The sequence below is a fragment of the Abyssisolibacter fermentans genome, from assembly GCF_001559865.1.
GTDB lineage: Bacteria > Bacillota > Clostridia > Tissierellales > MCWD3 > Abyssisolibacter > Abyssisolibacter fermentans.
In genome coordinates, this window is sequence record NZ_LOHE01000101.1 from 1 (window position 1) to 13,290 (window position 13,290).

Consider the following 13,290-nt stretch of genomic DNA (forward strand, 5'->3'; position numbering starts at 1 on the left):
TACAGTAAATTAACGCTATCTTAAATTTGTGAGTCACTTGCTTTTTTTTTATAGATGAAGTACAATCTATATATAAGATTTAAATTACATATTTACTACATCATGTCAAACATACCAAAACATATTAATTTAATAAGCCTTAATTCATTTCTATATTAATAATTTAATCATTATCTATGTTACAAGTTTATATTAAAAAAATTAAATGTTACGTTTATTTGTTGTATTTAAGGGAGGTTTTTTTATGCAAAATATAATAAGTGTAACACAAAACAAATGTAAGCAATGCTATGCATGTGTAAGGAACTGTCCAGTTAAAGCAGTGCAAATTAAAAATGGTCAAGCTGAAATACTCTATTCAAGGTGTATTAATTGTGGTAGCTGTATTAATAGTTGCCCGCAAAATGCTAAAATTGTTTTGGATAGTGAAACAAAATGTTTGGACATTTTGAAAAATAACAAGAAGGTTATTGCTTGTTTAGCACCATCTTTTGTTGTTAGTTTTCATACATTTTCATATAAAAGAGTAATAAGAGCTTTAAAAAAACTTGGATTTGATGAAGTTTGGGAAACTGCTTTTGGTGCTGAAGAAGTTTCTAATAGGATAAAACATTATATAGATGAAAATGATAAAAAAACATACATTAGTACTGCGTGTACTGCTTTTACTACTATGATAGAAAAACATTATCCTGAATTAATAAAATATTTATTACCATTTGTTTCGCCAATGATAAGTGTGGGTAAAATAATAAGAAAAAAATATCCTGATACAGATACTAAGGTAGTATTTATTGGTCCTTGTGTAGCAAAAAAAGCAGAAGCTATGGAATTTCAATATGAAGGAATAATAGATTGTGTTTTGACTTTTGAAGAAATTAAAAGATTGTTTATAAAACAGAAAATAAATATAAGAGAAACTACTGAAAGTGAATTAGATGTTACAGCAAATAAAAATGGCAGACTATTTCCATTGTCAGGTGGTATGATAAAAAATGTATTTGCAAATTCTAATTCAATAGATAATCAATATATATATATTGATGAAGCAAAGGATTGTTTTGAACTAATAGATTCATTACTAAACAAGAAATTTACTTTTAAATTTATTGATGTTTTAATGTGTAAAGGATGTATTAACGGATGTAAGATTGATAGTGATTTAAGTATGTTTGAAAAAATTCATACAATAAAAAAATTTTATAATGAAAGAGAACCTGTGAATAATAGTAAATATATAGATACAGATGTGGATTATAATAGAACATTTACAAATAGAAGAAATATATTACCATATCCTTCAGAAGAAGAGATAAAAAAAGTATTAATAATGACAGATAAATATTCGCAGGAGGATGAGCTTAATTGTGGGGCATGTGGTTATAACACTTGTAGAGAAAAAGCTATTGCTGTGTTACAAGGTATTGCTGAGGTAGAAATGTGTTTACCATATTTAATTAGTAAAAAAACTAAATTGCTTAGGGAATTGTCAACGAAATTGAACGAAATTACTACTTTAAAGGAAGAACTTGAAACAATAATTGAATCATCATATGATGGAATGATGGTTACTGATGGCGAAGGTAAAATATTAAAAATAAATAAGGCATGGAAAAGGATAATTGGGTTTAATGAAAATAAAGATAATGTTTTGGACATGGAGAATAATAATATTATCTTTCCTTCAGGAACATTATTAGTATTAAAAGAAAAAAGAAGATTATCATTCATACAAAATACATTGAATGCTAGACAACATTTAGCAACTGCAACACCTATTTTTGATGAAAATGGTGTAATAACTAGAGTTGTAACCAATATAAGAGATATAGAAGAATTGAATAAACTAAGAGATCAATTATATGAAACTAAGAAATTACAGAAATATTTTTCAAATGGAAAAGATAGACAAGAATCTAATTTAGACATTGTAGGCAATAATAATTTAGTTGCTAATAGTATAGAATTTGGTAGAATACTTCAAACTGCTAGTAAAGTGGCATGTGTTGATTCTACGATATTAGTACTTGGTGAATCTGGAGTTGGTAAAGAGGTTATTGCTAAATTTATACATGGGCTAAGCAATAGAAAGAATAAATCTATGGTTAAAATAAACTGTGGTGCAATTCCTGAAAGCTTAATAGAGTCTGAATTATTTGGTTATGAGACAGGTGCATTTACAGGTGCATCAAAAAGAGGAAAGCCTGGATTAATTGAAGTAGCAGATGAAGGCACCTTATTTTTGGACGAAATAGGAGATTTGCCTCTTAATATTCAAGTGAAATTGCTAAGAGTAATTCAAGAAAAAACACTAACTAGGATAGGAGGAACTAAGGAAATAAATATAAATGTAAGAATAATAGCTGCAACTAATAAAGACCTTTTTAAAATGGTACAAGAAAGTACATTTAGATCGGATTTATACTATAGATTAAATGTTGTTCCAATCAATATACCTCCATTGCGTGATAGAATAGACGATATTTTACCATTATGCTATCATTTTTTAAATATATACAATAATAAATACAGCTGTAACAAAAATTTTACAAGTCATGCAGAGGATGCATTAAAGAATTATTGTTGGCCAGGGAATGTTAGAGAATTAGAAAATCTTATTGAAAGATTAGTAGTAACAGCTAGAAGCGATGTTATTGACAGAGACGATTTACCAGCATTTTTGTTTGCGAATAGTTCTTGTGAATATAGTAAAATAGAGGTTAATGGTATAGTTCCTTTAAAAGAAGCTACAGAACAGGTTGAAAAAATGTTAATAGAGAAAGCTTATAAAAAGTATAGAACTACATATGAGATTGCACAAGCATTAAAGGTTAATCAATCAACAATAGTAAGAAAGATACAAAAATATTTTAAACATAATGCATTTATGCATGATTAAATGCAAATAAACATTTTAGTCCATTTATTTGGGCTTTTTTTTATTCATAAAATTAGTAATAAAATTAAATTTAGTATAAGCTAGAAGCTAGTAAATAACACAATAGAGCATTAAATAATAAAAAAAATCTACAAATATAACAATAAAACCAATATATGGCACAGGTTTTGCAATTTATATATACAAATTAAAAAGGAGGTATATAGCATGTCTGTAGTTAAGTCGTATGAAGAATTAAGAAATTCAGCATTAGAAGCTATAGATAAGAAAAGACCCTCAGGCAAATTTAGAGCGGTGTTAGGATATGCAATTTGTAGTATAAGTGTAGGTGCAGATAATGTACTTTGTAGTATGCAAGAAACTGTAAAACAAGCACAGCTAGATAATATTATTATCGAAACTACAGGTTGTATTGGAATGTGCTGTAGAGAACCATTGTTAGATATATTTACTCCTGAGGGCAAACAGTACACATATGAGTATGTTAATGAAAAAATGGCTAGAGCAATAATAATATCACATAGCATGTATAATGAACCAATTAAAGAATGGTTAATAAAAGATTGAAAGGGGGATTTTTTAAATGCAATCTAAAATAGTTATGGATGCAATTAACAAAGTAGGAGATACTCAAGATAAGTTACTAGAAGTATTAATTGAGGTTCAAGCACAAGCGCCTGGTAATTATATTTCAGAGACTTCATTAAGAGATATTGCACAAGGGTTAAATATTCCATTAAGTAAAGCATACAGTGTTGCTGGTTTTTATTCTATGTTATCAACTAAAGAAAGAGGTAAATATTTAATACAAATTTGTAACAGTGGTCCGTGTTATATAAATAGAGGTAAAGCTATTGCACATGCATTTGAACAAGTATTAGGTATAAAAATGGGTGAAACTACAACTGATAAATTATTTACATTAGAATATACTAGTTGTTTTGGTGCTTGTGATGTTGCACCAGCAATAAAATTAAACGACAAAGTATATGGAAATCTAACTGTTAATAGAGCAATTCAAATTATTAATGATTTGAAAGAAGGTGAAAAGTAATGGTAAATTTATTATCTAAGCTTTGTGGTAAGATTAATCCCTTATCTATTGATGACTATGTAAATAATGAAGGATTTAAAGCAATAAAGAAAGCATTGTATGATATGAGTCCCCAACAAGTTTTAAGTGAAGTTAAAAATTCTAACCTAAGAGGTAGAGGAGGAGCAGCGTTCCCTACAGGATTAAAATGGTCTTTTACTGCATCTGAAAAATCACCTATTAAGTATGTTATATGTAATGCAGATGAAGGTGAGCCCGGAACTTTTAAAGATAGGATTTTATTAGATGGCAGTCCGTTTCAAATCATAGAGGGAATGATGATATGTGGTTATGCAGTTGGAGCAACTAAAGGATATATATATATAAGAGGAGAATACTCAAAGACTAAAGAAATGCTAATAAAAGGTATAGAAATATTAAGAGAGGCAGGTTGTTTAGGAAATAATATATTTGACTCATCATTTGATTTTGATATTGAAGTAAGATCTGGTGCAGGAGCATATGTGTGTGGTGAAGAGACTGCATTGATAGAATCGATAGAAGGTAAGCCTGGACGTACTAGATTTAAGCCTCCTTATCCACCAGTTGCAGGATTATGGAATAAACCAACGCTAGTTAATAATGTTGAAACTCTAGCGAATATACCAGTAATATTAAATTTAGGAGCAGAAGAGTTTAAACAGTATGGTACACCTTCAAGTAGTGGAACAAAACTTATATCTGTTTCAGGCAGCATTGTTAATAAAGGAGTATTTGAGATTGAGTTTGGTATAAGCATCAGAGAAATAATAAACAATCTTTGTGGAGGTATAGATACTGATAAAAAGGTTAAATTTGTACAGCTAGGAGGTTCATCAGGAGCATGTATTCCAGAAAGTATGTTGGATATAAAAATAGATTTTGATTGTTTGAAAGAAAATGGTGTTAGTTTAGGTTCAGGTGCAATGTTTATTGCTGATGAGGATGTGTGTATTGTAGATTTTCTAATGGCAACTATGGAATTCTTTAAACATGAATCCTGTGGTAAGTGTACACCATGTAGAGAGGGTAATAAACATATAGTTCGTATATTAAATAAAATAACTAAAGGTGTTGCAACTCAAAAAGATTTAGAGATATTATATGAAATATGTAATGTAATGAAAACAGCATCACTTTGCGGATTAGGTCAAGCAGCTCCAACAGCTGTTATATCTTGTTTGGAGCATTTTAGAGATGAAATAAATGAACACATTAATAAACATTGTAGAGCTGGAAATTGTTTGTTTAATAAGGGGGTGTCTGCAAATGAATAAAGTCAATTTGTTCATCGATGGTATGAAAATAAGTGTAAATGAAGGTACAACAATATTAGAAGCTGCTAAAAAAGTTAATGTTAAAATACCAACACTTTGTTATCATCCAGATCAGCATGTCAAAGGAAGTTGTCGTGTTTGTGTAGTAGAAGTAGAAGGGCAGAATACACTTGTAGCTTCATGTTGCACACCCGTTAAAGAAGGTATGGTTGTAAAAACTAACACTAAAAAGGTTCGAGAGGCAAGAAAGTCAATAGTTGAGATGATTATATCAAATCATAATGCTGAATGTTTAACATGTGTTCGTAATGGCAACTGTGAATTACAAAATTTATGTAATGAGCTTAATATTAGAACTACTAAATTAGATAAGACTGTTGAATTATTACCGATTGATGATTCTAACCCTGCAATAGTTAGAGATTTGAGTAAATGTATTAAATGCGGTAGATGTGTTGAAATTTGCCATGAAGTTCAAGGAATTGGTGCTATAGATAATGTTCATAGAAGCAGTGAAATGAGAATTGATACTCCATTTTCATTGGGGCTTGCAGATACTAAATGTGTTTACTGTGGACAGTGTGTAAGTGTGTGTCCAGTGGGAGCTTTATATGAAAAAAGTGATATTGATATTGTTTGGAGAGCTTTAGATGATGATAAAAAACATGTTGTTGTTCAAATAGCACCAGCTGTTAGAGTTGCTTTAGGTGAAGAATTTGGTATGGCTCCTGGAAGTATAGTTACTGGAAAAATTGTTACTGCATTAAGACATTTGGGTTTTGATGCTGTATTTGATACTAATTTTACTGCAGATTTAACAATAATGGAAGAAGGTAATGAACTCCTTCATAGGATTCAAAATAACGGAAGGCTGCCAATGCTTACTTCATGTAGCCCAGGGTGGATTAATTTTGTGGAACAATTCTATCCAGAGTTTTTGGAGAATGTTTCTACTTGCAAATCTCCTCAACAAATGTTTGGTGCATTAGCTAAAACGTATTATCCAAATAAGAAGAATTTAGATCCTAAAGATGTTTATGTAGTTTCAATTATGCCTTGTACTGCAAAAAAAGCAGAAGCTGCAAGGAAAGAAATGAATGACAGTGGATACCAAGATGTAGATGTTGTATTAACTACTAGAGAATTTGCAAAAATGATTAAACAAGCTGGGTTAGATATAAATACATTAGTAGAAGATGAATTTGATAAACCATTAGGAATTTCAACAGGTGCAGCTGTTATATTTGGAGCATCTGGAGGAGTTATGGAAGCGGCATTAAGAACGGTTTATGAAGTTGTTACTGGAGAAGAACTTGAAAATATAGAATTTAAAGGGGTTAGAGGCTTAAAAGGTATTAAGAAGAGTACTGTAAAAGTTGGTGATTTAGATGTAAAAGTTGCTGTAGCAAATAGTTTAAGTAGTGCAAGAGAAATACTTGAATTAGTAAAATCAGGTAAAGAAGAATTTCATTTTATAGAAATTATGTGCTGCCCTGGAGGTTGCATAGGCGGCGGAGGTCAACCAATACCTGTTAATAATCAAATTAGAGAAAATAGGATAAAAGGTGTTTATAAAATTGATGATAATTCTAAGATAAGAAAATCACATAAAAACCCTGCTATTAAGGTATTATATGACGAATTTTTAGAAAAACCTTTAAGTCATGTATCTCATAAATTATTGCATACACATTATACAGATAGAAGCTGAGTTTATAAAATTTGCCCATATTAGGAAATTAAAAATTTTCTAATTTTTATATCCTTTACCTAACCTGAATTATATATGGCAGATATGAATTTAAGAAATTGTAAGCTTAGATTTAATGTTTGTCATAATAATTCAGGCTTTTTATATATAGTTATTCTAGTAAATAGATAAAAGCTCCACATATAAAATAATGGGAGCTCCTTAAAGTTGTTCAATCTAAGCTTCTGCATCAGCTGTTTGTTCTTCATTAATTTTCTTTACTTCATCAATCTTCTTTTCTTTACCCAAATACTCAGGTAGTTCCATACCAGCCATATCAAACATATCTTTCATAGGAGGAATGGATTTCATCATACCTGATAAGAAATTAGCTGTAGTTGGGGTACCATCTTTGGACATACCGTCCCATACAGTGACCTTATCAATTTTAAGGTTCTTGATAGCTTCAACTTGTGTTTCTATAAGTTTTTCCATTTTATCAGCAAGCATAAGTTTAATGGCATCGTTTGCATTACCACCAGCTGATTCAACTATTTCTTTAAAACCTGTTGCCTGTTTGCTGAGAACTTCTTCTATACCACGAGCCTGTGCTTCCATTTTAGCATAAATAGCATCAGCTTCTCCTTTTGCTTTTCTTCTAGTTCTTTCAGCTTCTGCTTCAGCTTCAATCTCAGCTTTTCTTTTATCGATTTCTGCTTGAACAATAATATCAGCTTCTTTAGTGGCCTTTTCTCTTTCTGCCCTTGCTATTTCGGCAATTTTTTCTGCTTCATAAGCTTCTTCTAAGGCACGTGCAGATTGAACTTTTTCAGCTGCAGTAGCTTTTCTAAGAGCTTCAGCTTCTTTTTCTCTTCTTTCAGCTTCTGAATTAGCTACAGTTACCTTAGCTTCATTTTCACCTTTGATAGCTATGGAATTGGCTTCAGCAACTCTTACACGTTGGTCTTTAAGAGCATTAGATTCGCCGATTGATCCATCTCTATTTTTTTCAGCAACTGATTTTTTAGCATCATTAATAGCTTTAGCAGCGGCCTCTTTACCTAGAGCAGCTATGTATCCTGATTCATCATTTATGTCTGTAACGTTAACGTTTATAAGTCTTAAACCTATTTTTTTGAGCTCTGATTCAACGTTTCTAGAAACAGCATCCAGGAACTTATCTCTATCAGTATTAATTTCTTCAATGTCCATAGTTGCAACTACTAAACGTAATTGACCAAAGATGATGTCTTTAGCTAATTCTTGAATATCGCTAAGTGGTAATCCTAAAAGACGTTCAGCTGCATTCTGCATAATACCAAGTTCTGTAGAAATTCCAACAGTAAATCGTGAAGGAACATCTACTCTAATATTTTGTTTAGATAAAGCATTAGTTAGATTAACTTCTATTGATATAGGAGTTAAATCTAAAAATTCGTAATGTTGAAAAATCGGCCATATAAAAGCAGCACCACCGTGTATACACTTAGCAGATCGTTGTCCACCTTCATTACTCTTTCCTACCTTACCATATACTACCATAATCTTGTCTGATGGACATTTTTTATAACGTGATAGTAAGGCTAATATTGTTGATAGTATTAGAATAACAACAACAATAATAGTAATCATAGTTTCATCAAATGGCATATAAATCCCCCTCTTAGAAATAATTTCAGTTATTTATTAATCATAGTCTAATTATAAAGTTAGAAATATTATTAATAAATATTTCTTTTTACAATTAAATTATAAATTAATCATAATTAGATAATATCTTTCTCAACAACTAATATACTATTGTTAGATATATCAATAACTCTAACAATAGTTCCAGTGGAAAGTTTTTGTGATTCATCAGTAATAGCATCAAGTTCTATATATCTGTCTTGAACTAAAATACTAACTTTACCAACTCCTTTTCTTTTAGAAGGTATAGTAAGATAAACTTCACATGTTTTCCCTAAAGTATTTCTTAAATCTAGTAAGCCGTTTGATTGGAGTTTAGTTATCCAGTAAAATAAAAGTGCAATACAAACCATTCCAATTACACCAGAAAAACAAGCTATAAATATAATAATTGGCTTTGATAAATTTGTATTGCACAGAGATATACCAACCCAACCAAATAAAGTGAAGAAAGCAATCAATCCTCTAATTGAAAAAAATCTTATCCCATGTGTAAAACCTGTAAGCTCATTGTCCATATCTACATCAATATCTGAATCTACATCTAAGTCTCCTTCAATATCCATATCAGTTTCTGCAGAAAATCCTATAAGTGTGAAAATTGTTTGAATAACTAATACTAAGGTTGCAGGTATAGCGATATAATAAAATAATTGCTTCAAAGTTATTGAATAAAAAATATGCATATATAAATCACCTCATTATTAATAAAAATGGTAAATTATATTCACCCTCTATATAATATAATATCTGGGTATTAATGTCAAGTAGTTAGGATATTGATTTATTTTACACAAAATGCTATACTGTATAGCATAAAAGTGAATATAATTCACCATTAATTACATTTGAACATGAGAAAGTAGAAGGAGAGGTTTTTTTGAATAGCATAGGGAAAAAAGTTAGAGAAGCACGGTTAAATAAAAAGATGACTCAATCTGAAGTTGCGGGTGATTTCATAACAAGAAATATGCTAAGCAAGATTGAAAATGATGCAGCAATGCCTTCTATAAAAACTATTGAATATTTAGCATCTGTATTAGATAAAAATGTTAGTTATTTTTTAGATGTATGTAATAATAGGTGTAATGAAAAAGAAGATATATTATATGAAAATAATATTAATCAATCAAAAATTAATAAAAAACTAATTAAAGAATTAATAATGAAGAATGATTATAAAGGAATTATTAAGGAAATTGAGAAAAATTGTATAATAAAAGGTATAGATATAGCTTTAGATATAGGAATTGTACTTCAAAAAGTCTATATAGAAGAGGCTAAAAATACACCAATACAAGAAGCTAAACAACTATATGAAAAAGCAAATGAGCTAAGCGAAAAATTATTTTATGTACCAAATGAGAACTATATAGATATTAGTATAGGATTGCTTAAGTGCAACAACTCGCAAATAGGTTATGAAAAAAATATTAATAATACTATAAGCAATTTTTCTAAATGTGATAAGATAAATATCTATAACATATTAAAAGCAGAAAAATATATTATATTATATAAAAAAATGGATAAAATAGAAAACAAACTAAAAAGGATAAGTTTAATTAAAAGTATTTTAGAAGAAGTAAAAATAGATACATTAGATGATTTTTGGGAAGGTAAATATTATTATATTATGTCAATTATTAATGAAGATGAACAGAACACTTATCAAAATATGTTATTAAAATGCGAAGAAAAATGGAGTAAAATAGGAGTTAATGAACCGTTAATAGATGTATATACTAAACTTAGTGAACATTTTTCTAAAAATAACGACTATGAAAAGGCATATTATTATTCTACAAAGGAAAAAAATTTGCTAAAGTTAAGACCAGGTAGGTATTTATAAGATGATATCGAGTTGGTATACTGGGTTTAATAGGTATCTTTAAAACAGAAGAATAAGTATAGGATCTATTATACATGAACAAGCTGGTGTTTATGTATTTGACAAATAAATTTTTTTGTTTTAAAATTGGTATATACAATATAACAATATAACATTTAAGGAGGAATATATATTTTGAAAATAATATCTAGAGAGAATCCTGTACCGCTTTACTATCAACTTAAAGAATTAATACAAGAAATGATTGAAAATGACATATATAAACCAGGCGAAATTATACCTCCGGAGAGAGAGTTATGTAAAAAGTACGGTATTAGCAGAATGACTGCCAGAAGAGCTGTAATGGCTCTTGTTAATGAAGGGGTTTTGTTTAGAGAACAAGGTAAAGGGACATTTGTATCCAAGCCTAAAAAGAAACACAATATATTCCAATTAAAGGGTTTTACCGAACAGATGGAAGAAAAGGGTTTAAAGACAAGTACTAAAGAGCTTTTATTTGAAATAAAAAAAGCTACTAAGAAGATAAAAAATGCTTTAGAGTTAACAGATGATGACGATAAGGTTATAGAAATAAAGAGGTTAAGAATATTGGAAAATGAACCTTTTCTTATTGAAACTGTATATATACCATTAAACTTGTGTCCTGATTTAACTTTGGATATGCTAGCAAATAAATCACTTTACCAACTATTTAAGGATAAATATAACTTTGTATTAGATTATGCTAAGCAGGCGATAGAACCAATCAAGGTAAATGAATACGAGAGCGAATTGTTAAATTTAGATAATGAAGCTATAGAATTATTATTTACTGGTATAACATACTTAGATTCTGGTAAACCAATAGAATATGTAAAAGCTATTTATAGAAGTGATAAATATAAATATGAGGTAGTTTTAAAAGCTTAAGGAGGTAAGTAAATGCGATGTATAGTTAACGGTAAAATTGTTTTGGAAAATATAGTTTTAGAGGACAAAGCACTATTATTTGAAGATAAAATTGTAGATATTGTGGATAAGAATAAAATAAATCCTGCATCTGTGGATATTATTGATGCAGAAGGCTGTTATGTTTCACCAGGTTTTATTGATATACATATTCATGGTTGTGGAGGAAAAGATACTATGGATGGTGATAAGTCAGCTCTTGAGGTTATTAGTAAAACTGTTATAACTTCAGGGGTAACTTCCTTTACACCAGCTACAATGACTATGGATATAGAGACTATAAATAAAGCGCTATTGACTATAAGAGATTGTGTTAATAAAGATATGGGTGGAGCTACTATACTAGGTGCTTATTTAGAAGGACCTTTTATCAGTGAAGCTTACAAAGGAGCACAAAATGCTAAGCATATTACAGCTCCTGAATATGAAATTGTTAAAGATTTTCTTGATATATTAAAGGTTATAGTAGTAGCTCCTGAATCGGATAATGAATTTAGTTTTATTAAGCAAGTTAAACGTTCAAATAATGAAATAGTTATATCAATTGGGCATTCAAGTGCATCATTTGAACAAGCTATGCAAGCAATAAAGATGGGTGTAAGCCATACAACTCATACTTTTAATGCAATGACACCACTACATCACAGAAAACCCGGAATCGTGGGTGCAGCATTCTCGACTGATGTCACAAGTGAGCTAATAGCAGACAATATACATGTTCACCCGGGATTGTATCAATTATTCTGTGATATTAAGGGAACTGACAATGTTGTTTTAATTACTGATTCTATGAGAGCTGGTGGTTTAAATGAGGGTGCATATGAATTAGGCGGACAGAAAGTTATTGTTAATAGTAATTCAGCTAGACTAGAAGATGGAACTTTAGCGGGAAGCATATTACAAATGAATAAAGCTGTAAAAAATGTATATCAAAATACTAATCTTGGCATATGTAATGTAGTAAAAATGGCTTCTTTAAATCCTGCAAGAGTTTTGGGAGTAGATAATAATAAAGGAAGTATAGGTATTGGAAAAGATGCGGATATAGTTATATTTAACGATGAGTTTAAAATACTTAATACTATTGTAGATGGTAAAACAGTTTATAGGGGCTAAAAAACAAAGGAGGACATTATAATGAAAATAATTGTTGTTGATAATTATAATGAAATGAGTAAAAAAGCTGCAAATATAATTGCAAGTTGTATTGTGCTTAAACCTAATAGTGTACTTGGATTAGCTACAGGTTCAACTCCTTTAGGTGTTTATAAGGAATTAATTAAGTTGTATGAAAATAGTGATGTAGATTTTAGTAATGTTTGTACTTTTAATCTTGATGAATACTATGGTATTACAAAAGATAATGATCAAAGCTATAGTTATTATATGAAAGAAAACTTTTTTAAGCACGTTAACTTGAAAGAAGAGAACACACATATACCTGATGGTACATGTAAAAATGTAGATACTATGTGTCAAAGTTATGAAGATATAATAAAACAACATGGTGGAATAGATGTACAAATATTAGGTATAGGACAAAATGGTCACATTGGATTTAATGAACCAGATGATAAATTTGTAGCAGATACACATTTAGTTAAGCTAAAAGAAGATACTGTTAATGCAAATTCAAGATTTTTTGAAACTATTGAAGACGTTCCGAAAGAAGCTGTTAGTATGGGTATAAAGGCAATTATGAAAGCTAAGAAAATTATATTAATAGCTAATGGTATAAATAAAGCTGAAGCAATATATAAGACCATAAAAGAAGACGTTACACCTGAAGTACCAGCTTCTATACTTCAATTTCATTCGGATGTAACTGTAATTGTTGATAAAGAAGCTGCTTCTAAATTATAA

General features: G+C 29.6%; 11 protein-coding genes. 9 read left to right on the forward strand and 2 right to left on the reverse strand.

Annotated features, from left to right (window positions below):
* Positions 1 to 244 precede the first annotated feature (244 nt).
* From AYC61_RS18775 to AYC61_RS18795, 5 genes are all read left to right on the forward strand, one after another.
* On the forward strand, positions 245 to 2,899 hold the full coding sequence (locus AYC61_RS18775; RefSeq protein WP_066506739.1) for a sigma 54-interacting transcriptional regulator: 2,655 nt from the start codon (positions 245 to 247) through the stop codon (positions 2,897 to 2,899).
* Positions 2,900 to 3,106: 207 nt separating this feature from the next.
* On the forward strand, positions 3,107 to 3,466 hold the full coding sequence (locus tag AYC61_RS18780; RefSeq protein ID WP_066506740.1) for a (2Fe-2S) ferredoxin domain-containing protein: 360 nt from the start codon (positions 3,107 to 3,109) through the stop codon (positions 3,464 to 3,466).
* 16 nt (positions 3,467 to 3,482) lie between these two features.
* On the forward strand, positions 3,483 to 3,953 hold the full coding sequence (locus tag AYC61_RS18785) for an NADH-quinone oxidoreductase subunit NuoE family protein (protein ID WP_066506741.1): 471 nt from the start codon (positions 3,483 to 3,485) through the stop codon (positions 3,951 to 3,953).
* Positions 3,953 to 5,248: an NADH-quinone oxidoreductase subunit NuoF gene (gene nuoF, locus AYC61_RS18790; protein ID WP_066506743.1), complete on the forward strand. Its 1,296-nt coding sequence runs from the start codon at positions 3,953 to 3,955 to the stop codon at positions 5,246 to 5,248. Before AYC61_RS18785 ends, nuoF begins: the two co-directional genes overlap by 1 nt.
* Positions 5,241 to 6,959 (forward strand): NADH-dependent [FeFe] hydrogenase, group A6, encoded by a 1,719-nt coding sequence (locus AYC61_RS18795; protein WP_066506745.1) that lies wholly within the window; start codon positions 5,241 to 5,243, stop codon positions 6,957 to 6,959. The genes nuoF and AYC61_RS18795 overlap by 8 nt, the downstream gene beginning before the upstream one ends.
* A 216-nt stretch (positions 6,960 to 7,175) precedes the next feature.
* Here the strand turns inward: AYC61_RS18795 and AYC61_RS18800 are convergent, their stop codons facing one another.
* Complete coding sequence (locus tag AYC61_RS18800) at positions 7,176 to 8,588, reverse strand: flotillin family protein (RefSeq protein ID WP_066506749.1); 1,413 nt, start codon at positions 8,586 to 8,588, stop codon at positions 7,176 to 7,178.
* A gap of 116 nt (positions 8,589 to 8,704) precedes the next feature.
* On the reverse strand, positions 8,705 to 9,313 hold the full coding sequence (locus tag AYC61_RS18805; RefSeq protein WP_066506751.1) for a hypothetical protein: 609 nt from the start codon (positions 9,311 to 9,313) through the stop codon (positions 8,705 to 8,707).
* Positions 9,314 to 9,507: 194 nt separating this feature from the next.
* Here AYC61_RS18805 and AYC61_RS18810 point away from each other — a divergent pair, with 194 nt between their 5' ends.
* From AYC61_RS18810 to nagB, 4 genes are all read left to right on the forward strand, one after another.
* Positions 9,508 to 10,479, forward strand: coding sequence for a helix-turn-helix domain-containing protein (locus tag AYC61_RS18810; RefSeq protein ID WP_066506753.1), 972 nt, complete (start codon positions 9,508 to 9,510; stop codon positions 10,477 to 10,479).
* 171 nt (positions 10,480 to 10,650) lie between these two features.
* The gene (locus AYC61_RS18815; RefSeq protein ID WP_202906877.1) at positions 10,651 to 11,388 is read left to right on the forward strand and encodes a GntR family transcriptional regulator; all 738 of its coding nucleotides are present in this window, start codon (positions 10,651 to 10,653) and stop codon (positions 11,386 to 11,388) included.
* Between the two features lie 12 nt (positions 11,389 to 11,400).
* Positions 11,401 to 12,543, forward strand: coding sequence for an N-acetylglucosamine-6-phosphate deacetylase (gene nagA, locus AYC61_RS18820; protein WP_066506757.1), 1,143 nt, complete (start codon positions 11,401 to 11,403; stop codon positions 12,541 to 12,543).
* Positions 12,544 to 12,564: 21 nt separating this feature from the next.
* Positions 12,565 to 13,290 carry a glucosamine-6-phosphate deaminase gene (nagB, locus tag AYC61_RS18825; protein ID WP_066506762.1) on the forward strand — a complete coding sequence of 242 codons (726 nt, stop codon included), beginning with the start codon at positions 12,565 to 12,567 and terminating at the stop codon, positions 13,288 to 13,290.